The sequence below is a fragment of the Salinisphaera sp. genome, assembly GCF_002729955.1.
In the GTDB taxonomy this organism is placed as follows: domain Bacteria; phylum Pseudomonadota; class Gammaproteobacteria; order Nevskiales; family Salinisphaeraceae; genus Salinisphaera.
The window spans coordinates 15,919-39,862 of the sequence record NZ_PBYA01000012.1 but is presented as its reverse complement, the minus strand read 5'-3'; the positions used below and the strand labels follow the sequence as shown (position 1 = coordinate 39,862).

The 23,944-nt window shown below is 63.7% G+C and carries 26 protein-coding genes; 19 read left to right on the top strand and 7 right to left on the bottom strand.

Annotation, left to right across the window (positions count from 1 at the left end; genetic code table 11):
* Positions 1-121 precede the first annotated feature (121 nt).
* The gene (locus CMN27_RS03585; RefSeq protein WP_293624035.1) at positions 122-1,084 is read right to left on the bottom strand and encodes an aldo/keto reductase; all 963 of its coding nucleotides are present in this window, start codon (positions 1,082-1,084) and stop codon (positions 122-124) included.
* Entirely contained in the window at positions 1,081-2,376 is a 1,296-nt protein-coding gene (locus CMN27_RS03580) for an MFS transporter (RefSeq protein ID WP_293624034.1), read from the bottom strand. Before CMN27_RS03580 ends, CMN27_RS03585 begins: the two co-directional genes overlap by 4 nt.
* A gap of 396 nt (positions 2,377-2,772) precedes the next feature.
* Here CMN27_RS03580 and CMN27_RS03575 point away from each other — a divergent pair, with 396 nt between their 5' ends.
* Positions 2,773-3,603 carry an aldo/keto reductase gene (locus tag CMN27_RS03575; RefSeq protein WP_293624033.1) on the top strand — a complete coding sequence of 277 codons (831 nt, stop codon included), beginning with the start codon at positions 2,773-2,775 and terminating at the stop codon, positions 3,601-3,603.
* Positions 3,604-3,713: 110 nt separating this feature from the next.
* On the opposite strand, the gene CMN27_RS03570 is transcribed toward CMN27_RS03575, so the two are convergent.
* Positions 3,714-4,760, bottom strand: a complete 1,047-nt coding sequence (locus tag CMN27_RS03570) for a Glu/Leu/Phe/Val dehydrogenase dimerization domain-containing protein (protein ID WP_293624032.1) — start codon at positions 4,758-4,760, stop codon at positions 3,714-3,716.
* Between the two features lie 225 nt (positions 4,761-4,985).
* Between CMN27_RS03570 and CMN27_RS03565 the strand changes: the two genes are divergently transcribed.
* The 5 genes from CMN27_RS03565 to CMN27_RS03545 all read left to right on the top strand — a co-directional run bounded on the left by CMN27_RS03565 (position 4,986) and on the right by CMN27_RS03545 (position 7,852).
* A complete protein-coding gene (locus tag CMN27_RS03565) occupies positions 4,986-5,399 on the top strand; it encodes a hypothetical protein (protein ID WP_293624031.1) in 414 nt (137 codons plus the stop codon).
* Between the two features lie 63 nt (positions 5,400-5,462).
* Positions 5,463-6,167 carry a MotA/TolQ/ExbB proton channel family protein gene (locus tag CMN27_RS03560; protein WP_293624030.1) on the top strand — a complete coding sequence of 235 codons (705 nt, stop codon included), beginning with the start codon at positions 5,463-5,465 and terminating at the stop codon, positions 6,165-6,167.
* Positions 6,130-6,579 (top strand): biopolymer transporter ExbD, encoded by a 450-nt coding sequence (locus CMN27_RS03555; protein ID WP_293624029.1) that lies wholly within the window; start codon positions 6,130-6,132, stop codon positions 6,577-6,579. Before CMN27_RS03560 ends, CMN27_RS03555 begins: the two co-directional genes overlap by 38 nt.
* Before the next feature lie 3 nt (positions 6,580-6,582).
* Positions 6,583-6,996: a biopolymer transporter ExbD gene (locus CMN27_RS03550; RefSeq protein WP_293624028.1), complete on the top strand. Its 414-nt coding sequence runs from the start codon at positions 6,583-6,585 to the stop codon at positions 6,994-6,996.
* Between the two features lie 7 nt (positions 6,997-7,003).
* Positions 7,004-7,852 (top strand): energy transducer TonB, encoded by an 849-nt coding sequence (locus tag CMN27_RS03545; RefSeq protein ID WP_293624027.1) that lies wholly within the window; start codon positions 7,004-7,006, stop codon positions 7,850-7,852.
* A gap of 13 nt (positions 7,853-7,865) precedes the next feature.
* Here CMN27_RS03545 and CMN27_RS03540 read toward each other — a convergent pair whose 3' ends face one another.
* The 3 genes from CMN27_RS03540 to fadB all read right to left on the bottom strand — a co-directional run bounded on the left by CMN27_RS03540 (position 7,866) and on the right by fadB (position 12,307).
* A complete protein-coding gene (locus CMN27_RS03540; RefSeq protein ID WP_293624026.1) occupies positions 7,866-8,810 on the bottom strand; it encodes an OmpA family protein in 945 nt (314 codons plus the stop codon).
* Between the two features lie 134 nt (positions 8,811-8,944).
* Entirely contained in the window at positions 8,945-10,123 is a 1,179-nt protein-coding gene (gene fadA / locus CMN27_RS03535; protein ID WP_293624025.1) for an acetyl-CoA C-acyltransferase FadA, read from the bottom strand.
* 33 nt (positions 10,124-10,156) lie between these two features.
* Positions 10,157-12,307 (bottom strand): fatty acid oxidation complex subunit alpha FadB, encoded by a 2,151-nt coding sequence (fadB, locus tag CMN27_RS03530; RefSeq protein WP_293624024.1) that lies wholly within the window; start codon positions 12,305-12,307, stop codon positions 10,157-10,159.
* A 238-nt stretch (positions 12,308-12,545) separates the two neighbouring features.
* Between fadB and CMN27_RS03525 the strand changes: the two genes are divergently transcribed.
* The 13 genes from CMN27_RS03525 to CMN27_RS03465 all read left to right on the top strand — a co-directional run bounded on the left by CMN27_RS03525 (position 12,546) and on the right by CMN27_RS03465 (position 23,108).
* A complete protein-coding gene (locus tag CMN27_RS03525) occupies positions 12,546-13,478 on the top strand; it encodes a phasin family protein (protein WP_293624023.1) in 933 nt (310 codons plus the stop codon).
* 134 nt (positions 13,479-13,612) lie between these two features.
* Positions 13,613-14,545, top strand: coding sequence for a metalloregulator ArsR/SmtB family transcription factor (locus CMN27_RS03520; RefSeq protein WP_293624022.1), 933 nt, complete (start codon positions 13,613-13,615; stop codon positions 14,543-14,545).
* Complete coding sequence (locus tag CMN27_RS03515) at positions 14,542-15,282, top strand: VTT domain-containing protein (protein WP_293624021.1); 741 nt, start codon at positions 14,542-14,544, stop codon at positions 15,280-15,282. Before CMN27_RS03520 ends, CMN27_RS03515 begins: the two co-directional genes overlap by 4 nt.
* Before the next feature lie 54 nt (positions 15,283-15,336).
* Positions 15,337-15,843: a Na+/H+ antiporter subunit E gene (locus tag CMN27_RS03510; RefSeq protein ID WP_293624020.1), complete on the top strand. Its 507-nt coding sequence runs from the start codon at positions 15,337-15,339 to the stop codon at positions 15,841-15,843.
* Positions 15,840-16,130: a monovalent cation/H+ antiporter complex subunit F gene (locus CMN27_RS03505; protein WP_293624019.1), complete on the top strand. Its 291-nt coding sequence runs from the start codon at positions 15,840-15,842 to the stop codon at positions 16,128-16,130. Before CMN27_RS03510 ends, CMN27_RS03505 begins: the two co-directional genes overlap by 4 nt.
* Before the next feature lie 42 nt (positions 16,131-16,172).
* A complete protein-coding gene (mnhG, locus tag CMN27_RS03500) occupies positions 16,173-16,487 on the top strand; it encodes a monovalent cation/H(+) antiporter subunit G (RefSeq protein ID WP_293624018.1) in 315 nt (104 codons plus the stop codon).
* 169 nt (positions 16,488-16,656) lie between these two features.
* A complete protein-coding gene (locus CMN27_RS03495; protein ID WP_293624017.1) occupies positions 16,657-17,223 on the top strand; it encodes a DUF4040 domain-containing protein in 567 nt (188 codons plus the stop codon).
* On the top strand, positions 17,223-17,675 hold the full coding sequence (locus CMN27_RS03490; protein ID WP_293624016.1) for a Na(+)/H(+) antiporter subunit B: 453 nt from the start codon (positions 17,223-17,225) through the stop codon (positions 17,673-17,675). Before CMN27_RS03495 ends, CMN27_RS03490 begins: the two co-directional genes overlap by 1 nt.
* Positions 17,672-18,187 carry a cation:proton antiporter subunit C gene (locus CMN27_RS03485; protein WP_293624015.1) on the top strand — a complete coding sequence of 172 codons (516 nt, stop codon included), beginning with the start codon at positions 17,672-17,674 and terminating at the stop codon, positions 18,185-18,187. Before CMN27_RS03490 ends, CMN27_RS03485 begins: the two co-directional genes overlap by 4 nt.
* Complete coding sequence (locus CMN27_RS03480; RefSeq protein WP_293624014.1) at positions 18,184-19,674, top strand: monovalent cation/H+ antiporter subunit D family protein; 1,491 nt, start codon at positions 18,184-18,186, stop codon at positions 19,672-19,674. Before CMN27_RS03485 ends, CMN27_RS03480 begins: the two co-directional genes overlap by 4 nt.
* Entirely contained in the window at positions 19,671-21,128 is a 1,458-nt protein-coding gene (locus CMN27_RS03475) for a monovalent cation/H+ antiporter subunit D family protein (RefSeq protein ID WP_293624013.1), read from the top strand. Before CMN27_RS03480 ends, CMN27_RS03475 begins: the two co-directional genes overlap by 4 nt.
* A 20-nt stretch (positions 21,129-21,148) precedes the next feature.
* A complete protein-coding gene (locus CMN27_RS03470) occupies positions 21,149-21,412 on the top strand; it encodes a hypothetical protein (protein ID WP_293624012.1) in 264 nt (87 codons plus the stop codon).
* A 1-nt stretch (position 21,413) separates the two neighbouring features.
* A complete protein-coding gene (locus CMN27_RS03465; protein WP_293624011.1) occupies positions 21,414-23,108 on the top strand; it encodes a Na(+)/H(+) antiporter subunit D in 1,695 nt (564 codons plus the stop codon).
* An 81-nt stretch (positions 23,109-23,189) separates the two neighbouring features.
* On the opposite strand, the gene dnaQ is transcribed toward CMN27_RS03465, so the two are convergent.
* Entirely contained in the window at positions 23,190-23,915 is a 726-nt protein-coding gene (dnaQ, locus tag CMN27_RS03460; RefSeq protein ID WP_293624010.1) for a DNA polymerase III subunit epsilon, read from the bottom strand.
* Positions 23,916-23,944 lie beyond the last annotated feature (29 nt).

Sequence of the window (23,944 nt, the reverse complement as noted above, 5' to 3'; positions counted from 1 at the left end):
GGCCGAGCTCACCCGCGCCGACTTTTGCGGCGCGGGTGAGCCTGTTTCATGCAGGCCGTTTCGCGTAGCGCCAGGCCGAGTACGCCAGTGTTTCTCTGACAGCACCCGCGCGCGGCCCGGGTCACAGCTCGGCAATCGTTTCCCGCATGCGCTTGCGCATATCCGCATCGGGGAGTTTGCCGTAGCCGGCATGCATGTTGTCACGCAGGTGTTCCGGATCGCTGGTGGCCGGAATCACGGCGGTGACGCTTTCGTTGGCGAGCACGTATTTGAGCGCGAACTGGGCCCAGGAAAAGCAATCGAACTCCTTCGCATACTCGGGCAGCGCCTTGCCCTTCGTCTGGCCGAATATGCGGCCGTCGTTGAAGGCGCGGTTCACCAGTACTGCAATACCGTGATCGGCGGCCAGTGGCAGCAGCCGTTGTTCGGCATCGGGCGTGATGATCGAATAGTTGAACTGGACGAAGTCCATGTCCTTGGTCGCCATCTGGTGTTCCAGTTCGCCGAAGGCGCTGGTCAGATAATGGGTGATGCCGATATAACGCACCCGCCCTTCTTCCTTGAGCTGTTGCAGCGTCGCCCACTGGTTATCGAGCCCGATGAAGTTGTGGATCTGTAGCATATCGATCGGCTCGCCCAGCGCATCGATAGAGGCACGAAACTGGTCCAGCGTCTGCTCGCGACTGCGTTTTCGCACCTTCGTGGCCATGAACAGCTGATCGCGCACGCCGGTTTGTCTGGCGATATTGCCGATATTCGTTTCGGCGTTGCCATAGGACGGCGAGGTATCGACCAGCGTGCCGCCCATGGCAACGAACTGTTTCATCACCTTTGCCAGATCCGTCCGGGTGGCCTCGTCGCGGGTTTCGAAAGAACCCGACGATCCCATGCCGATCACCGGTATCTTTTCGCCGGTGGCCGGAATCGCGCGTTGGCGCATGGCCTGATCGGCGGCTTCGGCCTCGATCTGTGCGGCCAGCGAAAGCTGCCAGGGCATGGCCGCGAGGCCGGCTGCCGCGGCGCCATAGCCCAGCACGCGACGACGGTTGAACGGCTTGTCGAATATCGAATCGTCTCGGCTCATAGTCCACCTCGGTGGGGTTGGTTTGGGGTGTTTTCGTGGTTTGCCTGTTCGCGAGCCCGGCGTGCGCGCCCGAGCATGAGGCCGCAGATTGCCCAGAGCGTGGCCAGCGGAACCGCGGCAAAAGCCAGCGCCGACAGCCCGAGCCCGACCGCCGACAAACCGGTGAACAGCCAGCCGCTCGCCGCATCGCCGCCGCGATACACGACGGTATCGATGAAGTTCTTGGCCTTGTACTTGTCTTCGGTGCTGACCACGGAAAACAGCATTTCGCGGGCCGGTTTGGTTATGGCGTAGTTGCCCGCCCGGCGTACCACCTGGAAGACCACCAGCACTGCCAGCGTGGGCGCCGCGCCCAGGGCGCCAAAGCCGGCCGCCACCGCGAGCGGAATCATGGCCAGCGCGACCGGCAGGCCCAGCCAGGCCACCAGACGCGCCGTGGCAAAGAACTGCAAGGCCAACGTCAGGCTATTGGTGGCCAGATCCATGGCTGCGAACACCTGGGTGCGCTGGGCGCTATCGGCGAAGGCGTTTTCGACGATACGGGCCTGCTCGAAGTACAGGAAGGTGGACAGCGCCGAATAGAACACGATGAATACGCAGATACCGAGCAGGTACGGCGACCGGGCCACATGGGTCGCGCCGGCCCATACGCTTTCGCTGCGCACGCGGGCGGCCGGCGGCGCGCCGGTTCGCCCGCCGGTGCGCTGCATGACCTGCAATGCACAGACCACGGCGGCGATCAGCAGCGCCGCCGACAAGGGCAACAGATTGACCGGACCCAGGTATTCGACCAGCAGCGTGGTCAGGCCGGGGCCGGCAATGGCGCCGAGGCTGCCGCCCGCCGCGATCAGGCCGAACAGGCGCAGCGCCTGGGCCTGATCGAACATGTCGTTCATCACGCTCCAGAACAGCGAGATGACGAACAGATTGAATACGCTTACCCAGACGAAGAATGCGCGTGCGACCCAGGTGGGTGCGACCTCCGCGCGCAGGAGCAGGAAAAACACCAGCAGGTTGAAGACGAAAAAGCCGTAGCTGGCAACGACCACCCCGCGCCTTGAAAACCGTGCAACCGCCCAGCCGAAGGCAGGCACCACCGCGAGCATGAGCAGGAACGTGGCCGAGAACACCCAGGCCAGCGCGTCCACCCCGCCCTGGATGCCCATTTCGTCGCGCAGCGGACGCAGAATGTAATAGCCGCACAGCAGGCAGAAGAAATAGGCGAACGACCAGGCCACCGGCACGAATTCGCCGCGCTCGAGCTTGAGCGCCCGTGCGAGCCACCCGGTCATACCTTTGCCTGCTGCGAGAAGGTGTTGTGCATACCGCCTGCCGTGATTGAAAGCATGAGTAACAGACCTTACCTAGGGAAGCTCTGCACAACCTGTCACGGTCGCACCGGCGTGCTTTGCGCGCGATTGACAAGGAAGTGAGAGCGTAGCGTGCTTGCTGCATGGTAGCGAACACTGACGCCGATCAAGCGCGCGCAAAGCCGGCGGCCCCTGCGGGGTTCGGCCTCACAGACGCCGCGACTGCGTTGCCGAGCTTGACCTGCCAATGAGGCAGGCGCTGCGCTCGGACGCCTTGTCGCAACGTCTGTGACCTTGAAAGTCCTTTCAGGGCGAACGCGAACCGCGAGAGGTTGTGCAGAGCTTCCCTGAGCTGACGACACGAAACAGGAGTCTCGTATGCAGTACGTCAACGCAAACGGCGCAGAAATCCCCGCGATCGGGTTCGGTACGTTCGAACTGGAGCCGGCGGACGCGGAATCCATGGTCGCCCATGCACTGGACGTGGGGTATCGGCATATCGATACCGCCCAGATGTACAAGAACGAAGAGGCCGTGGGCCGCGGGCTCAAGAAATCCGGCCTGGACCGCGAAGATATCTTCCTGACCACCAAGGTCTGGACCGATCAGTTCGCCGACGGCGATCTGCAGGCATCGGTACGCGAAAGCCTGCAGAAGCTCGATACCGATTATGTCGACCTGCTGCTGCTGCACTGGCCGAACCCCGATATCTCGCTCAAGGAAACTCTGGGCGCGCTCAACGAGGTCCGGGAACAGGGGCTGGCACGCAATATCGGTATCAGCAACTTCACCACCACGCTCATCGAGGAAGCGGTGGGCCAGTCGACCGCGCCCCTGGCCACCAACCAGGTGGAGTTCCATCCCTACATCAGCCAGAAGCCGGTGCTGGATAAGGTCGCCGAACACGGCATGGCACTGACTGCCTACTGTCCGCTGGCGCAGGGCCGCGTATTCAGCGAGCCCACCCTGGAACGCATCGGCAAGGCGCATGGCAAGAACGGCGGCCAGGTCGCCCTGCGCTGGCTGGTCCAGCACGGCGATGTCGTGGTCATCCCGCGCTCGTCGAAGAAGGAGCACGTGACCAACAATTTCGAGATCTTCGATTTCGAGCTGACCGAGGAAGAGATGCGCGAGATCGAAGCGCTGCATTCCGAAGACGGTCGCATCATCAACCCCTCCTTCGCACCCGAGTGGGATAACGCCGCCTAACCCGAAATGTGCAGCCGCTGAAATGAAAAGGCCGCGCCCGGTTCGGGCGCGGCCTTTTTTGTTTGGCGCATCGATAGACGCCGTAGACCAGGCATACCGCCCCGCGCGTGCTAGCGTGCGCCGGCCGCGATACGCGTATGCGCCATATCGATGGCCACGGCTTCCGGCGGCCGACGCTCGGCCCGAGCCTGTTCGAAGATTTCATCCAGTGTGGTTTCGATCGACGCCACGCGAAAACGCACGCGCTCGGCGTTATAGCCTTCGCTGTCGAGTTCGTCGCTGACGTTGATCAGCCCGCCGGCGTTGATCACGAAGTCCGGCGCATAGACGATGCCCCGCTCGGCCAGGCGCATCCCGTCCTCGGGCGTGGCCAGCTGGTTGTTGGCTGCCCCGGCCACGATTACACATTCGAGCTCGGAAATACGCCGCTCGTCGAGAATGGCGCCGACCCCGCTGGGCGCGAAAATATCCACGTCCTGGGCATGAATGCGGTCGTTATCGACGATTGTCGCGCCGGCCGCGGCCGCCTGTTCGCAGGCTTCGTCGTTGATGTCCGAGGCCCATACCTGCGCTCCGGCGCCAATCAGCCGCTCAACGATCGCAAGACCCACGTGGCCACAGCCCTGAACCGCAACCCGCAGGCCCTTGAACTCCACCGGCCGATCGGCCGCGCGCAGGGCCGCGCGCATGCCGGCGATCACGCCGTCGGCGGTATGCGGCGAGGGATCGCCCGAGCCGCCGGCTTCCAGACTGCGGCCGACCGCATGCGGCGTGACCTCGTTGAGCAAGGCGATATCCGACTCGCTCATGCCCATGTCCTCGGTGGCGACATAGCGTCCGGCCAGGCCGTCGACCGCGCGGCCCAGTGCATGCATGCCGGCTTCGCGGTCGCGCGGGAACGGCGCCAGCACGACGGCCTTGGCGCCGCCACAGCGCAGGCCCGCACAGGCAGCCTTGTAGCTCATCGCCTCGGACAGGCGCAGCACGTCGGTCAGCGCAGCCTGTTCGTCTTCATACTCACGAATTCGCACGCCGCCCAGCCCCGGACCGAGGGTGCTCGAATGGATGGCCACGATCGCGCGCAGGCCGGTTTCGGCGTCGCTGATATGACAGACCTGCTCATGACCCGCCGCGGCCATCTGCGTGAAAACGCTCAAGACTCACTCCTGCTCAATGAATGCATCAGCCAGAAGTCTGCCGCTCTGCCCGGCCGCTGTCGATGCCAGCCGGCGATGGTTGCGCCCGCTCAGGGCAACAGCAATACTGGCAAGGGTTTAACATGACAACGCGTGCGGGGTTGCGTTCTGTGCGGCGTATCACGCGCTATCGCGATTCCGGGCGCGTCGCGCATCGCGCCGATGCTCGGCCTTGGGACATACATTATGGTCATACGTGCACTGATCGCTGCCTTTCTCGTGGTTGCAAGCGCCACGGCCTCGGCCCAGGCCGGCGGTATCGATGTCGAACTCAACAAGCTCGAACCGGTCGACGGCGCCTGCCGTGCCTATCTCGTGACTCAGAACCTCACGGACTCCACGTTCGAGGACGTCCAGCTCGACGTGGTGATGTTCGACAACGACGGCATCGTCGCGCGCCGGCTGGCCGTTCAGATCGGCCCCATGGCTCAGAACAAGACCAGCATCAAGGTTTTCGATATCAAGAACCTGGCCTGTGAGGACATCGGCCAGATGCTGCTCAACGACGTGCTCCAGTGCCGCGCCGACCAGGGCGCACGCGACGACTGCCTGTCGTTGCTGTCGGTCTCGCAACGCGGCAACGTGCCGTTCATCAAATGATCACGGCGACGCGATGCCCTGTTCGCGTTCGCTGACCACGCATTCACCATCGGGAGCGAACGCGTGAACTCGTTTCTAGACGCTATTACCGGCACCGCCGGCATCATTGCACTGGGCGGGCCCGTTGTTGTCCTGCTGCTGTTGATGTCGCTGGTCGCGATCACGATCGTACTGGCCAAGATCTTTCAGTTCCGGCGGGTGCGCATCAACGACCGGCGTACCGCCCGCAATGCGCTGGAACTCTATCGCGGCGGCAATGCGAGCGCCGCGGTCACCAGCGCAAAACGCTCGCCCAACCCCACGGCTCGCACCCTCGCCCGCGCGATCGAGCTGCGCCAGCGCAGCGGCGTGTCCGAAGGGATATTGCGCGAAGATATTCTTCAATACGGCGGCGATATGCTCGAGTCGCTGCGCAGTCATCTGCGCCCGCTCGAGGTCATTGCCGCACTCGCGCCGCTGCTGGGCCTGCTCGGCACCGTACTGGGCATGATCGAAGCGTTTCGGGATCTCGAACAGGCCGGCAGCCAGGTCGACCCTGCCGTGCTTTCCGGCGGTATCTGGCAGGCCCTGCTGACCACCGCGGTCGGCCTGGCCGTCGCCATGCCTGTGATCGTGGCCCTGAACTGGCTCGAGCGCACCGTCGATCGCTGTGCCCATGAGATGGACAGCGTCGTGACCCGCGTATTCACCGCCGATCTGAACCGTACGTCCGCAGCCACCGCCCGCGACGATGACGACGAACACAGCAAGCGCACCCCGTTCGTTTAGCGCGCGCCTGCAGGCTGGCCGGCGGCGGCGATCGCTGATCAGCCTGACGCCGTTGATCGACGTCGTCTTCATCCTGCTGCTGTTCTTCATGCTGGCATCGAGCTTTCTCGACCTGCACTCGATCGTGCTCGATACGCCGGCCGAAGGCAGCGCCGCGCCGGCCGTGGAAGGCGCCCTGCTCGTCGACGTACGCCTCGACGGGGTGCGTTTCGCCGGCCAGTACGTGGGCATGGAGGAGCTGATACAGCGGGTGCGGATTGCGCTGGCCGATGCGCCCGACCGTCGGGTGCTCGTCCGCCCGGCCGAGCGCGTGAAGCTTCAGGATGCGGTACGCATACTCGACGCGCTCTCCGCCGCCGGAGTGAAGCAACTGTCGTTGATGGAAACCGCGCCCAGCGGCAGCCGGCGCTAGACGATGGCCATGCACTTCTCGCGTACTCGCCGCTCGCGTATCAACGGGGACGACTCGATCCTGCCGTTGACCAACGTGGTGTTCCTGCTGCTGATCTTTTTCATGTTGGCGGGCAGCCTGGCCTCGCCCCAGGCCTTCGATATTCAGCCGCCGGTTTCGCAGAGCGAGGCCCAGGCGCGCCGGGACGGCCTGGAAATACAAATCGCCGCCGACGGCGAGATCGCGGTCGACGGCCAGCCGATCGAACTCGACGCGCTCGAAGACCGCGCGCGCACCGCACTGCAGGCCGATCCCGATCTCGCCCTGCGACTCAAGGCCGACGGCGACGGCGATGCCACGCGGGTGGTCGCGGTGATGCAGGCGCTGCGAGATGCCGGTGGCCACAAGCTGCGGCTCATCACCCTGGCGCCGGATTAACGCAGCGGTGGGTATTTCCAAGCGCCAATGGACGTTCGCCCTGGCGATTGCGGCCGGCCTGCATATTCTGCTGTTGGTTGCGTTCTTGCTGGGTGGCCTCACCCGCAACCACGCGCCCGAGTCGCCACAGGGCGTGATGGTATCGCTCGATCGCCTCGACCCCGGCCCCCCGCCCGAGGCCATGGCGGCCGAGGCACCGGTGGATGCGCCCACACCCGAGGTTGCCCCAGCCGGCGCGCCACCCGCGAGCCAGACGGACGCGCCCGAGTCGACCGCCGTCGCGCCGCCGGAGGTGGCCGAAACGGTCGCCAATATCGGCCCCGAGCCGGCCGAAAGCCCGGTGGCCTCGAATGATGGCACCCCGAGCCCGGCGGCCCAAACAATCGAGGCGGCGCCGACGGTCGCGCCCGCGGCCGAGCCGGCCAACGCCGTCGCGGTAGCCCCCATCAATGCCATCGACGCGGTGGAGCCCAGTGAGCAGGTCACCGCCCAGGCACCCGAGATTGCCCGCACCGAGACACGCGAGGTCGAAAGCGACGCCAACGGCGCCTATGGCACGAGCGATGAAGCCACGGACGACTATATCGTGCGGCTGCGTGCCTGGCTTTCCCGCCACAAGCAGTACCCGGCCGCCGCCCGTCAGGGCGAAATAGAAGGCACGGTCCGCCTGTATATCGCCGTCGATCAGGACGGCCGGATCGTGAGTCGGCGCATCACGCAGAGCTCCGGCTCGGCGCTGCTCGACCACGCCGCCGAGCAGATGCTCAGCCGCGCCGAGCCGCTGCCGCGCATGCCCGCATCCATGCGCCGCAACCGCCTCGAACTGGTGGTACCGGTGGTATTTTCGATGCGCTAGCCGTGCCGCCGGCTTACCAGACCACCAGCTCCACACGCCTATTCTCGGCCTTGCCCACGTCGCTGTTGTTGCTTGCCCGGGGCACGGCATAGCCGACGCCCCAGGGCTTGAGCCGACCGCTATCGACGCCGTAACGGGTGACCAGGGCATTCACCACGGCCTGCGCACGGCGCTGCGACAGATCGATGTTGTAATCGAAGCTGCCACGGCTATCGGTATGGCCGACCACCAACAGCCTCAGATCCGAACGTTCGGCCATGAGCTTGGCGATTTCCGACAGCGTGGGCCGCGATTCCGGCTTGACCTGCGTGCTGTCGGTATTGAAGAAGATGCCGTAGAGCGCGACGCGGCCTTGTGTATCCAGGTCGTTAGCCATCTGCGCAGCGTTGACCGCGATGGCGCCGATCTCACGCGGCTTGACCCGTAGCGTATCGACCTGCACGGCGACCCCGGGCCCGCCGGCGGCGAGCTGGATACCGACATAGATATCGCCGCCGCTATCGGCCTTGTGGGCTGCCATGTACTGCTGCTTTGCAGCGCGTCCGCCAAAACGCTCGGCGTCCACGCGATAGCCCGGCGATGCACGCAGGAAGGTGGGGCCACAGTCCTGGCCCTCGCAGTCGTAGACGATATCGAAACCCGCGCGCCCCAGACGCTGGGCATAGCCGGCCATCGCCTCTTCCAGATCGGCGTTATCGGCCAGTTCGTAGGTAATACGCGTCAATGCGCCTTCCACCGTACGGGTCGCGGAGATGTTGCCGTTGATGCCGCCACGCTGGGCAATGCGATCGACGATCAGCGGGTAGGTGGCAAAGTCCTGCTGTTCGCTGGCAACGATTCGTGCCGTGGGCGGCGCGGCCACGCCGGGGCTGGGCGGGGTCTGCTGCGCGCTGGCGGCCAGCGCGACGCCCATCCAAAAAACAACGAAAACGAGCAGGCGGAGCGAATATTTGGTCATGCGGCGATATTAACCGCGCCGCGCGATCCTGTCAGGCACGGCTTGGCCGGCAGCGTTGCGTGCCGCCGGAGGTCGCGCAAAAAAAAGAGCCGGTGTCACCACCGGCTCTCTATCGGGCCGTTTTCGAGCGAATCCTAACGGACGCGTTCGATCACGGTCGCGATGCCCTGGCCCATGCCGATGCACATCGTCGCCAGACCCATGGTGGCATCCTTGTCTTCCAGGATATGCGCCAGCGCACCGGTGATACGCGCGCCCGAGGTGCCCAGCGGATGGCCCAGCGCGATCGCACCGCCGCGAACGTTGATCACGTCCTGACGGTCTTCGATGCCGAGTTCCTTGAGCACGGCCAGACTTTGTGCCGCGAAGGCTTCGTTGAGCTCGAAATAGTCGATATCAGAGAGGCTTACGCCCGCTCGTTCGAGCGCTTTCTTGCTCGCCGGCACCGGGCCGCGACCCATGACCGACGGATCGCAGCCGGCCACGGCCATGCCGCGAATACGGGCCATGGGCTTGAGGCCGAGTTCCTGGGCCTTGCCTGCCGACATGACCAGTACGGCAGCCGCACCGTCGGAAATGGCCGACGAGTTGCCGGCCGTGACGGTGCCGCCGCGCGGGTTGAACGCCGGACGCAGCGAGCCCAGGCCTTCCATGCTGGCATCGGCCCGTACCACTTCGTCGCGTTTGGCCATGAACATATGACCGTCGGCGTCGTAGCCTTTAACCGGCACGATCTCGTCGTCGAACTCGCCGTCGACGTTGGCCTTGTGTGCACGCTGATGCGAATTCAGCGCGAACGTGTCCTGGGCTTCGCGATCAATGCTGTGGATGTTGGCCAGCATTTCCGCGGTCAGGCCCATCATGGCCGCCGGCTTGGCGACGTGCTTGGACAGCTGCGGGGCGATATCCACGTTGTAGTCCATCGGCACATGACCCATGTGCTCGACGCCACCGCAGATGAAGATGCCGTCGATACCGGCGGCGATCTGGCCCACCGCGGTATGAATCGACTGCATGGACGAGCCGCAGAGGCGGTTCACCGTCTGGCCGGCGACCGCATGGGGCAGCCCGGCCAGCAGCGCCGCGTTGCGGCCGATGTTGAGCCCCTGCTCCTTGGTCTGCTGCACGCAGCCCCAGATCACGTCCTCGACGGTTTCCGGGTCGATCGCCGAATTGCGCTCGAGCAGCGCTTTCATGAGCGCGGCGGAGAGCTCTTCGGCACGGGTGTTACGAAACATGCCGCCCTTGGAGCGGCCCATCGCGGTGCGTACCGCGTCAACGATAACAATGTCTTGCTTGGCAATGTCTTGCATGATTTTCTCTCGAAACTGGTTGAGCCGAACGCCTTACTGTCCGAAGTACGTTTCGCCGTTGGCGGCCATTTCACGCATGCGCTCGGTGGGCTCGTAGAGCTTGCCGAGGTGGCTGTACTTGTCGGCCTTTTCACAGACCGTGGCCAGCCCCTGCGCATCGGCATACTTGAGCGCGCCACCGCGGAACGGCGGGAAGCCCAGACCCATGATCAGGCCCATGTCGACCTCGTTGGGGGTTTCGGCAATGCCTTCCTCGAGCGCGCGGGCGGCTTCGATGATCATGGGAATCATCATGCGATCGATGATCTCATCCGCCTCGAAGTCCTTCTGGCCGTCCTTCTGCACCGAACCGACCAGCTCGTAGGCCTTGTCGTCCTGCGTCTTCTTGGGACGGCCCTTCTTGTCCTTCTCGTACTTGTAGTAGCCGGCGCCGCTCTTCTGGCCCAGACGACCGTTTTCGACCATGACGTCCAGCGACGAGGTGCCTTCGCTGGTCATGCGATCCGGATAGCCTTCGGCGAGCACTTCCTCGACGTGCTGCGAGGTATCCATGCCGACCACGTCGGACAGATAGGCGGGGCCCATGGGCCAGCCGAACTTTTCCATCACCTTGTCGATCTTGGCGAAGTCGGCGCCGTCGGTGATCAGCTGCTGGAAGCCGAAGAAGTACGGGAACAGGATACGGTTGACCAGAAAGCCCGGGCAGTCGTTGACCACGATCGGGGTCTTGCCGAGCCGATGCGCGTAATCGACGATCGTGGCGACCGCCTCTTCCGAGCTCTTCTCGCCCTTGATGACTTCAACCAGCGGCATCTTGTGCACCGGGTTGAAGAAATGCATGCCCAGGAAGTTCTCCGGGCGCTTGAGATCGGCGGCGAGCGTATCGATGGAAATACTCGAAGTATTCGACGCAAGTATCGTTTTTTCCGAAACTTTTTCTTCGGTTTCGGCCAGAACGCTCTTCTTGATCTTGGGGTTTTCGACCACGGCTTCGATTACCGCGTCGACGTTGCCGAAGTCGCCATAGGTCAGGGTCGGGCGAATACGCGACATCCCCTCGGCCATCTTGGCGGTATCCATCTTGCCGCGCTCGACGCCCTTGGAGAAGTGTTTGGCCGCTTCTTCCAGACCCTGGTCGATGGCTTCTTCCTTGATGTCCTTCATCAGGATCGGCACGCCCTTGTAAGCGCTCTGGTAGGCGATACCGCCACCCATGATGCCGGCGCCGAGTACCGCGGCCTGCTCGATCGTGTGGGCGATCTTGCCGTACTTCTTGCCTTTCTTCTTGATCAGCTGGTCGTTGAGGAACAGCTGAATAAGCGCGGCCGCCTCACTCGTCTTGGCCAGCTTGATGAAGCCTTCGGTTTCTTCCTTGATGGCGCCCTCGCGCTCCATGCCGGCGGCCTTGGCCATGCGATCGATCGCTTCGATCGGGGCCGGGTACTGGCCCTTGGTCTGGCCAAGCACATAGCCCTTGGACGTCTGGAACGTCATCGCCGCTTCGGTCTTGTTGAGCTTGAGAGGGGCTTTCTTTTCGGCCTTGCGGGCCTTCCAGTCGAACTCGCCTGCGATGGCACGATCCAGCAGATCGCGGGCCGCGGCTTCGAGCTCGTCTTCGGCGACCACGGCATCGACCATGCCCGCCTTGAAAGCCTTGTCCGCACGACGCGGGTTGCCGTCGGCGATCCATTCGATCGCATTATCGGCGCCGATCAGACGCGGCGTACGCACGGTCCCGCCAAAGCCCGGGTAGATCCCCAGCTTGGTTTCGGGAAAGCCGATCTGGGCCTTTTCGCCCATCACGCGGTAGTCGGTCGACAGACACATCTCCAGACCGCCGCCGAGCGCCATGCCGTTGATCGCGGTCACGCTCGGGAAATCCAGATCCTCGATGGTCGAGAACATGCGGTTGGCATCGGCCATCCACTCGCGCATCTCGTCGTCGGAGGCCTTGAAGCGCTCGCCGAATTCCATGATGTCGGCCCCGACGATGAAGGCCGGCTTGGCGGACTTGACCAGCAGCCCCTTGACGTCGTCGGCATGAGCCAGCGCCTTGGCGGCCTCGTTGAGATCGTTGATGGTGGCCTGGTCGAATTTATTGACCGATTCTTCGCGCGCATCGAAACACAGCACGGCGATCCCGTCGGTGACTTCCACCGACAGTTTTGATCCCTCATAAAGCATGGATGCTGACTCCATTTAAGATGAACATTGTCCCGGCCGCCGTCTGCGACCGGGCCTTGGAACTGGTGGCGATACGGTAGCGTACTGTCGGTGGCGCCACAATCGTAACGGCTGCCATGCCGCCGACGGACGGGCAAGGTCGAGGCACCCTATTTCGTAACATTGCGCAGTGTTTTTGACAGTCTGCGCGGCGCGTGGTTATCTACGTTTTCCTTTTAATGCAAGGCGAACTCAGGTCATGGCGAAATCCGACAACCGCATCAGCAAACTGCGCAAGGATGTCGATAAGCTGCGCAAGAACTATACGGGCGCATTCACCTCCGCCAATCGCGCGGTCTACGATGGCATCGAGCAACTCGCCGAGCACGAACTCGCGGCGCTCAAGACCCACTACGAAGAAGCGATCAAGAGCCTCAAGACACTGCGCAAGGGTGGCGCACCGCGCGAGCTGGCCGTGGCCCAGCTGCAGCTGATTCAGGACACCATTGACCGGATCATGAACAACGCTCGCGAGAGCATGGCGATCCTCGATGGCACGCGCGCCAAGATCAACGAAGAGATCCGCCGCAATCTCGAAGGCAGCCAGCAGATTGCACAGGATGCGGCCACCAAGGCCAAGGCTGAGGCGAAGACCGAGGCAACCCAGGCCAAAAAGCGCAAGACGCAGGCCAAACGCAAGACCGGTCAGGCCGCCAGCACCGCCAAGGCAAAGGCCAGCAGTGCTGCATCCAAGGCCGAGTCGGCGGCGGACGAGGCCACGGCAAAAGCCGAAAGCGCTGCGCCGACCAAGGCCAAGAGCACCGCCAAGAAGCGCAGCAGCTCGACGAAGTCTGCGACCAGCGGCACGAAGAGTCGCGCCAGCACGAGCAAGCGCAGCGCCTCGACGGGTTCGGGCAGCGCCAAGAAGAGCACGGCCACGCGCAAGTCAAGCACCACCGCCAAGAGCGGCACCCGTAAATCGACGACCACCCGCAAGAGCAGCGCCAGCAGCGGCACGACCCGCAAGCAGGGCAGCGGCTCGACCAAGTCCGGCACGTCTTCGACCAGCGGCAGCAGCTCGACCAGTGGCAGCAGCTCGACCAGCGGCTCGAGTTCGAATACCGGCTCGAGCAATGCGTCCGGCAACGACAACGCCAGCTCCAATTCGGGCTCTAGCTCCAGTTCAAGCTAAATCGGGTATCCTTTGCCCAACGGGCCGCTCTCTCCGGGGGCGGCCTTTTTTATTGGCGCGACGCCATGGCCCCGATCACCCGGGCCATCCGACGGCGGGCACCGATATCCTTCTTTGTTCCCGGTTCGTTGCGAATGCTCGATCTTGCCGACAGCACCCAGCTTCTGCGCCTGCTGGCCGAGCCCACCCGGCTGCGGCTGTTGCTGCTGCTTATCGACCAGCCGATGACGGTCGCAGAACTCACCACCGTCACCCAGCTCACACAAAGCCGGGTATCCAGCCACCTGGCACGGCTGCGCGAAGCCGAACTGGTTCAGGATCGCGCGGTGGCGAACGCTCGTTTCTACAGCGTGGACGTCAAACGCTGGCATCACGATATGCGTCCACTCTGGGGCGCCCTGCTGGATACGCTCGACGATGCCATCGTGCATCGTGATCGCGAGCATGCCGCCGCCATCGTGCGCCAACGCACGGCGCGCAGTAGCTGGGTGGAGTCGGTCGCCGGCAGCATGGAACGCCAGTATTCGCCCGGCCGCACATGGGAAGCCATGAGCCGCGCGCTGATCGAGTTGCTCGATCTGGGCGATGTCATCGATATCGCCTCCGGCGACGGCGTGCTTGCAGAACTGCTGTGCCGGCGTGCCCGCCACGTGACCTGCGTGGATCGCAGCGCGGCCGTCATCGATGCCGCGCGCGCTCGACTGAGCCAGCAGACCAACGTAAATTTTCGAATCGGCGACATGCATGCGCTGCCGTTCGACGACGCCAGCTTCGACCAGGCGTTTTTGCTGCATGCGCTAAGCTACAGCGAAACTCCTGAAACCGCGCTCACCGAAGCCGCCCGGATACTGCGCTCCGGCGGGCGTCTGACGCTGGCCACCATAGGCCGACACGAACATGCTTCGACGGTCGCGGCCTATGACCACGTCAACCTCGGCTTCGAGGTCGCCCAGCTGAGCGACTGGCTCGAAACCGCGGGCCTGCACGTACACGATTGTGCGGAGCGCGCGCGCGAGCCGCAGCCACCCTATTTCCGAGTGATCACCGCCAGTGCGAGCAAGCCATGACTGAACAATCATCGCGCCGCCTGTCGCGCCTGATCGCCGGCGCGATCTGGGGCACGCTGCTCGTGGCCGCCCTGGTCTGGATCTATGTTCAGGATCTGTCGATTCGCGAGATCATGCGCCTGGTCTACGAGTACGTGGTCGACAACCCGTTCGCACCGCTGGCCTATATCGTGATTTACGGGCTGCGTTCACTGACCTTCTTCCCCGCGATGTGGCTGACCATTGCGGCCGGCAGCCTGTTCGGCTTCGGCCCCGGCCTGGTCTATGCGCTGATCGGCGAGAATCTATCCGCCAATATCGCCTATTTCATGGCCCGCTTCTTTCGCAGTGAAGAACACGCCGAGGACCACAAGAACCCCCGTATTGCAGCGTTCCGGCGGCTGCTTGTCGAGCAGGCCTTCCCGACCACGGTGGTTCTGCGCGCCTCGTTTCTGCCGTTCGATCTCGTCAACTACGCCTGCGGGCTGCTGCGGGTGCCGTGGGTGCCCTATTTTCTGGCCAGCGTCATCGGCATGCTGCCGCCCATGATCACGTTCGTGAGCTTCGGTGCGACCGTGAACCTGCCCGACCTGCTCGCGCAGCAGACGTTCTCGCCCGAGCAACTCATTGACGCGAAACAGCTGATGATTTCGGGCGGGCTGCTGGTGGCGAGTGCCGTGATCGCCTTTTTCGCGCATCGACGCCGCAAGACGCTCGCGGCGCGCGCCGAACGCCGGGCCGACGCCGATTCTGATTGACGGGAACCCGGGCGCTTTGTAGCCTTCAGACAAGCAACTTCTTTCGGGGACCGCGTGCGCTATCTGCTCGGGCTGATCATCGGCGCTGCCACCCTGTGGCTACTACTGTCGGGCGTTTACAAGCCCATCGTGCTTGGCCTGGGCGGCTTTTCGGTGCTGTTCTGTGCCTATGTATGCCATCGCATGGGCATTGTCGACCGCGAGAGCGTGCCGTTACATCTGCTTGCCCGGGTGCCGCTGTATGCCCTGTGGCTGGGCGGCGAAATCGCGAAATCCAACTGGGATGTCGCCAAACGCATCGTGTTGCCCGGGCGTCGCATCTCGCCGACGATCGTGCGCCTGCGCGCCCATCAGTCGAGCGAGCTCGGCCAGGCGATATTCGCCAACTCGATCACGCTGACGCCCGGCACGGTGACCGTGGCGCTGCGAAGCGGTGACGCCATCGTGCATGCAATAACCGAAGACAACGCCACGGATATGGAAGGCGGCGACATGGACCAGCGCGTGCGCCGCCTCGAACGTCCCTTTGGTGCGCCCGCGCGTCGCGAGGCCAGCGAATGATGTTTCTCGTCGCCATCATCGCCATTGTGGTCACCATGCTGATGATTCTGGTGCGTGCCCTGCTGGGGCCCACGGTCTACGACCGTATCCTGGCCATCAATCTGTTCGGCACCAAGACCGTGCTGTTCGTGGCGGTGCTGGGCTTTCTCAACGGCCGGCCGGAATTTCTCGATCTCGGCCTGATCTATGCGCTGATCAATTTCATCGGCACGGTGACGGTGCTCAAGTTCATGCAGTACGGCGATCTCGGCTGGGAAGCCGCGAGCAAGGAAAAGCCTGATGTATGAAGCGGCCCGTCGTTCATACTGCACCGCGCTGCGGAGTGTGCGATGAATGCTCTTATCGATACCGCGAGCTGGATTCTGCTGGCCGGCGGCGCGCTGTTCAGCGTGATTGGCGGTATCGGCATGCTGCGCATGCCGGATTTCTACACGCGCATGCACGCGGCCTCGGTCACCGATACCGCCGGCATGATCCTGATGCTTGCCGGCCTCATGCTCCAGGCGGGGCTGACGCTGGTCACCGCGAAGCTGGTGTTCGTGATGCTTTTTCTGCTGATCACGAGCCCCACCGCGACCCATGCCCTGGCCCGTGCCGCGCTCGAAGACGGGATCGAGCCGCAAGTCGATCACGACAAACGTTGATGCATGCGCCGACCGACAATCGCCGGGCGTTCATCGACGCCCGCGACCCCGGCCTGCGGATTACGGTCCGTGCGCCGCAAGGGACGTGGTGTAGCATGAGGCCATCGCCACGCCAGCACACCTTGGCGAAGCGTTCGTCGCCGCGGTTCACCGACAACAGGATTGCCAAGTGACCACGGATATCGCGCTCAACATCGTTCTGCTGAGCTTCATGGCCATCGTCGGCCTGGCGATCGCTCGGCTGCGCAACCTGTTCCCGGTGGCCATGCTCACCGGCCTGTACAGCCTGCTCTCGGCGAGTCTGTTCACGCTGCTCGACGCCGTCGATGTCGCTCTCACCGAGGCCGCCGTCGGCGCCGGCGTGACCACCGTACTGTTCCTGGCCACCTTCGGCCTGACGCGGGCACGCGAAAAGCCGGTGCCCCGTTCGCGCACCCTTATTGGTCTGGCGGTCACGGCGCTCACCGGCGCGGTGCTGGTCTATGCGAGTCTCGACATGCCCCACTTCGGCGCCGCCGATACCCCGGTCCAGGAGCATCCGCTGCGCGATCGCTATCTCAACCAGATGAGCGAAGAAATCGACGTGCCCAACGCGGTAACCGCCGTGCTCGGCAGCTATCGTGGCTACGACACGCTGGGTGAGGTCGTGGTGGTGTTCACGGCGGGGATCGGCGTGCTCATGTTGCTGGGTGTGGCCTGGCATCGCCCGCGCAAGCCGGGCAAGCGAGAACAGTGATGCGTGAACATACCGTCCTGCGGGTGGTCACCAAGGTGCTGATCGCCCCCATCATCCTCTTCGCCCTGTATGTGCAGTTTCATGGCGACTACAGTCCGGGCGGCGGTTTCCAGGCCGGGGTGGTGTTCGCGGCGGCGATCATTCTGTATGCGTTGATCTTCGGCCTGGCCGAGGCCCGGCGCGCGGTATCGCCCAACCTGCTGCGTATCACCGGTGCGCTTGGGGCACTGATATTCGCCGGCACGGGCGTCTATGCCATGCTGCGCGGCGGCAACTTTCTCGACTACGACTATCTCGCCCATGATGCGGTGCATGGCCAGCACTATGGGCTGTTGCTGGTCGAGTTCGGCGTCGGGCTGACCGTGGTGTCGGTCATTACATCGATCTTCTACGTCTTTGCCGGCCGCGGCCGCCGCAACGACGACGAACAACCGCCCGGGGACGCACGATGAGTCTGGCGTCGATCGCCGATAATTTCTTCGGCCTGTTCAACTACTGGGTGGTCATCCTGTTGATGATGATCGGTTTCTATACCGTCATCTCGCACGACAACCTGGTCAAGAAACTCATCGGTCTGAACCTGTTCCAGACGGCGGTGTTCGTGTTCTATATCAGCATGGGCAAGATCAGCGGTTCGACCGCGCCCATTCTTATGTCCGGCAAGGGCAGCGAAGACGTGCTCTATGCCCATCCGCTACCCCATGTGCTGATCCTGACCGCGATCGTGGTCGGGGTATCCACCACTGCCCTGGGCCTGGCACTGGTGGTGCGTATTAACGAGGCCTACGGCAGTATCGAGGAAGACGACGTCCTCGAGGCCGACTTCGAAACCCAGGAAGAAGAAACCGAGGAAGAAGCCGAGCGTATGGCCCGTGCCGAGGCACGCCAGGAGCGCGAAAGCGCCCAGCAGGACCACGACGACGGCCGCGAAGAAGAAGACGACGATCGGGAGACGCGCTCGTGATCGAAGCCTTTTTCGCCCAGATGCCGGCCCTGGTCATCGTTCTGCCGCTGCTGGCCGCGCCGATATGCGTGCTGCTGCACCGTGGCGGCCCCTCGTGGTTCGTTTATCTGCTCACGACCTGGGCCTGTTTCGCCCTGGCCTTCCTGCTGTTCGTTCAGGTCAAGATCGGCGGGCCTATCAGCTACGCCATGGGCGGTTGGGCGCCGCCGTTCGGCATCGAGCTGCGACTCGACGCGCTCAATACCGTCGTGCTGCTGCTGGTCACCGGCATCGCGGCGATCAGCAGCGTCTATGCCAAGGCCAGCGTCGCCGCGGAGATTGCCAGCGAGCGCGCCTATCTGTTCTATGCCGCGCTGCTGTTGTGCTTCTGCGGTCTGGCCGGTATCACCGTCACCGGCGACGCGTTCAACCTGTTCGTGTTCCTGGAGATTTCGTCGCTGTCTTCGTACGCGCTGATCGCGATGGGCTCGAAGCGCCGGGCGCTGCTTTCGGCCTTTCAATACCTGATCATGGGCACCATCGGCGGTACCTTCCTGCTGATTGGCATCGGCTTTCTCTACATGATGACCGGCAGCCTCAACATGGCCGATATCGCCTCCCGCCTGCCGGCGGTTGCCGATACGCGAACCGTGGAAGCAGGGCTGGCCTTCATCGTGGTCGGCACCAGTCTCAAGTTCGCGCTATTCCCGGTTCATGTCTGGCTGCCCAACGCCTATACCTATGCGCCATCGAGCGTGAGCGCCTTCATCGCGGCCACGGCCACCAAGGTCGCGGTTTATGCGCTGATGCGCTTTCTGTTCACCGTATTCGGGGCCGCCTATGCCTTCGACCAGCTGCCGCTGGGCGAGGTACTGCTGGTGTTGTCGGTCGCGGCGATGCTCTCGGGTTCCATGGCTGCGATCTTTCAGACCGACGTCAAGCGTTTGCTGGCGTGGTCGAGCATCGCCCAGATCGGTTATATCGTGATGGGCTTCGCGCTGGCCAGCAGCGCCGGTGTGTCCGCGTCGGTGGTACACATGGTCAACCACGGCCTGATCAAGGGCGCCCTGTTCATGGCCGTGGGGGCGATGTTCTGGCGCCTGCGCACGATTTCGCTCAACGATATCGCGGGCCTCGGCCGACAGATGCCGATCACCTCGGCGGCGTTCGTCGTTGCGGGTTTGTCCTTGATCGGCGTACCGGCCACCGGTGGTTTCATCAGCAAATGGGTGTTGCTGGAAGCGGTCATGGAACCCGGGCACTACTGGCTTGCCGCAGCCATTCTGGTGAGTTCGCTCATGGCGCTGATCTATATCGGGCGTGTCGTGGAAGCACTGTATTTTCGTGAACGCCCGGAGGGCCAGCCGCCGGTTGGCGAGGCACCGGTGCTCATGCTCACGGCCACCTGGACCCTGGTGCTGGCCAATATCGTGCTCGGGCTGTATGCGACGCCGCTCATCGGGGCCGCCGAACGCGCGGCCCGCGCCGTGCTGGGAGCGGGCTCATGAGCATGCAATGGCTCGGCTGGCTGGTCGCTTTTCCGGCGCTGATGAGTTTGCTGGTGGCCGCCTGCGGGCGCTGGCCCAATGTTCGCGAATCGGTGAGCGTTGCCACGGCGGCCCTGCTGTTTGCCGGCATCGCCCTGTTCATTGATCCGGTCACCTCGGGCGAACGACCCTCGCTGACGCTGTTCGAAGTGCTGCCCGGCATCGGTCTGACATTCACGCTGGAACCGCTCGGGCTGTTGTTTGCCCTGGTTGCCTCCGGGCTGTGGCCGCTGACCACGATCTATGCCGCCGGCTACATGCGCGGCAACGAAGAACACGCCCAGACCCGCTTCTTCGTGTGCTTCGCACTGGCCATATCGGCGGCCATCGGGATTGCGTTCTCCGGCAACCTTCTGACGTTGTTCATCTTTTACGAGATGCTCACGCTGTCGACCTATCCATTGGTCACCCACCACGGCGATGTCGAATCGCGTAACGGCGGCCGCGTCTATCTGGGCATCCTGCTGACCACCTCGATCGGCTTCTTTCTGCCCGCTATCATCATCACCTACCTAATCACCGGCAGCATTACCTTCGACGAGGCCGGGCTGTTCGGCGAGGCCGGGCTTGGCGTGCTGGGCGCCGGCGCACTCTATGCGCTGTTTCTGTACGGCACCGGCAAGGCCGCGCTTATGCCGTTTCATCGCTGGCTGCCGGCCGCGATGGTCGCGCCCACGCCGGTATCGGCATTGCTACACGCGGTGGCCGTGGTCAAGGCCGGCGTGTTCATTGTGCTCAAGCTGACGGTGTACGTGTTCGGCGTTCAGTTTCTGGCCGATACCGGCGCTTCCGAATTGATGATGTGGGTGGCCGCCTTCACGGTTCTCGGCGCGTCGCTGATCGCCATGACACGCGACAACCTCAAGGCGCGTCTGGCCTATTCCACGGTCAGCCAGCTGTCTTATATCGTGCTCGGTGCGACCATGGCCTCGAGCTTCGGCATTCTGGGCGGCGGCATGCATATCGCCATGCACGCCTTTGCCAAGATCACGCTGTTCTTCTGCGCGGGCGCGATCTATACCGCGACCCACCGCAAATACGTCAGCGAGCTGGACGGGCTCGGCTATGCAATGCCGATCACGTTCACGGCGTTTTTCATCGCATCGGTATCGCTGATCGGTATCCCGCCCATGGGCGGTATCTGGAGCAAGTGGTATCTGATGGAAGGCGCGGCCGATTCGGGCCATACCGCCATCATCATGGTGCTGGCGCTGAGTTCACTGCTCAATATCGTCTATCTGCTGGAAATTCCAACGCGGGCCTTCTTTCATAATCCACGCCCAGATACGCCCCGCAGCTGGCATGAAGCGCCCTGGGCCTGCGTGATTCCGCTGTCGATTACGGCGGCCGGTTGTATCGTCTGGTTCTTCTATCCGTTGCCGTTTCTCACGCTGCTCGCGCCGTGGGCGCCGTAGCAATACGAGGTGAATTCGCCATGTTGATCGAACGCAACCCGCAGCAGTACCGCCGGCCAAGTACCCTTGCGCGTACCCGCTGGGCGCGTGCGCTCTATGTCGTATGCGCGCTCACCCTCGTACCCAGCCTTTTCATTCATCCGCACGCAGAGTTCGGCTTTGCGGAAATGCCCGCATTCCACGCCCTGCTGGCGTTCGTGACCGGCGTTGTGCTGGTACTGGCTGCCATCCTGCTGCGCCGCCTGATCATGCGCGGCGAAGACTACTACGAGCACCGCACCTGACATGCTCCCTGCCTGGTTGAACAATCCGGGGATGCTGCTGATCATCGCCGGCAGCGTGATTCCCCTCCTGCCCTACCGGCTGCGTATGGTCGTGCTGCTGGGCGCGCCTGCTGCGAGCCTGCTCTGGCTCTGGCAGATTCCGCTTGGCACGACCACGACGATGGCGTTGCTCGACTACACGCTGACCCCTCTGCGCGTCGACGGCCTCGCCTTCACCTTCGGCGTGATCTTCAACGTGGCCGCCTTCCTGTCCGGCGTGTACATGTGGCATACCCACAGCCGCCTGGAACCGGCGGCCGCGCTGATCTATGCCGGCTCGGCGCTGGGCGCGGTGCTCGCGGGCGATCTGATCACGCTGTTCATGTTCTGGGAAGTCACCGCGATTGCCTCGGCGCTGCTGCTGGTGATTCGGGGGCTGCGCGACGCCATGATCGTGGCGCGTCGCTATCTGCTGGTACAGATCGGCTCGGGCCTGTTCCTGATGGGCGGGGCCGCGATCTATATTCATGCCACCGGCGATATCGCCTTCGGCCATATCGGCCTGGATGCGCCCGGCGGCTGGCTGATCCTGCTGGCCTTCGGCATCAAGGCGGCCTTCCCCTTGCTGCATAACTGGCTGCAGGACGCCTACCCCTCGGCCAGTGCCACGGGGACGGTGGTCCTGTCGGCCTTCACCACCAAGATGGCCATCTATGCGCTGGCCCGCGGCTATGCGGGCACGGATCTGCTGATCCCCATCGGCGCGGTGATGACGATATTCCCGATCGTCTACGCCATGCTTGCCAATGACTTGCGGCGGGTACTGTCCTACAGCCTGAACGTGCAGCTCGGCTTCATGGTGGTGGCCGTGGGTATTGGCACCGAACTGGCACTCAACGGCGCTGCGGCCCATGCCGTGACCCATATTCTGTACAAGGCGCTGTTGTTCATGTCCGTTGGCGCCGTGCTGCACCAGACCGGGCACGTACGGGCGACCGAACTCGGTGGGCTGGCCCGCCACATGCCCTGGACGGCGGCGTTCTGCGTGATCGGTGCCGCCTCTATCAGCGCCTTTCCCTTCATGGCGGGCTTTGTAAGCAAGTCCCTGATTCTCAAGGCCGTGGCCTACGAACACTGGCCCGGGATCTGGATCACGCTCACGGCGGCCTCGGCCGGCGCACTGCTGTATGTCGGCATCAAGATTCCCTACTTCGCGTTTTTCGCGCCCAATGACCAGATCGAATGCAAGGAAGCGCCGATCAACATGCGTCTGGCGATGGGGCTGACCGCGATCGCCTGTATCGCGCTCGGTCTGTTGCCTTCGCTGCTGTATTCGATCCTGCCCTATCCGGTCGACTACAACCCGTATACGGCAAGCCATATCGTCAGCCAGCTGCAGCTGCTTGCGTTCTCCGCGCTGGTGTTCTGGCTGGCCTGGCGGGCGGGGCTATACCCGCTGCCCAAGCGCGCCGTGCACCTGGATACCGACTGGGTCTATCGCATGCTGCTGCCGCGCTTCGGCTATGTGGCGGAACGCGTTTATCACGCCGTGCTGGCCAAGTTCGGCAGCGGCATGAACAGCGTGACCGAACGCGGCATGGGGCGTCTGCGCCTGCGCTATGACGCACGCGGGGTGATGTCGCGTACCTGGAGCACCGGTTGGATGACGCTCTGGGTTGCCATCTTGCTGGTGGTCTATCTGGTGCTCTATTACTGATCGCGAGCACCGTCCGGGCCGCCCTGGCGACCGGGCGGTTCGCGGCCAGGTTGCGACCAGGGACGCTCTGTATAACCTGCCCTAGGCTTCGTCGAGGCTGCGCCAGAGACAGCGATCGCCGCTGGCCTTGGCGAGCATGTCCAGATAGCGCGCGTGGGCGGCCTGTTCCTCTTCGCTCGCGCGGGTGACCCGTGGCCGTGCCGCCGCCCGGGCCAGATGATCGGCCAGCCCGGCCGTGGCCAGCGCGCCGGTTTCGGCGTTGTCCTCGGCGGCGAGCCCGATATCGATCTGGCCGCCGGTCATGGCCAGATAGACATCGCCGAGCAGCTGCGCGTCGAGCAAGGCGCCGTGCAGCTCGCGGTTGGAGTTGTCGATCTCGAAGCGCTTGCACAGGGCGTCGAGACTGTTGCGCTGGCCGGGATAGAGTTGGCGCGCCTCGACCAGCGTATCGATCACGGGCTGGCGTGACTCGAGCGGCTCATGCGCCGGGTTGACGGTCTTGAACTCGTGATTGAGAAAGCCCAGATCGAACGGCGCGTTGTGGATGATCAGCTCCGCGCCTTCGAGATATTCCGCCAGTGTCTGTGCAATCTCGCCAAAACGCGGCTTGTCGGCGAGAAACTCCAGGGTGATCCCGTGCACGTCGATGGCGCCCTGGTCGATCTCGCGATCAGGGTGGATATACAGATGCAGATCGTTGCCGGTCAGCCGCCGGTTGGCCAGCTCGACACAGCCCACCTCGATGATGCGATGCCCCTGGGCGGGCTCCAGGCCGGTGGTTTCGGTATCGAGAACGATCTGTCGCATAGGCTTTCGCTTGGAGTTGGGTCGGATCG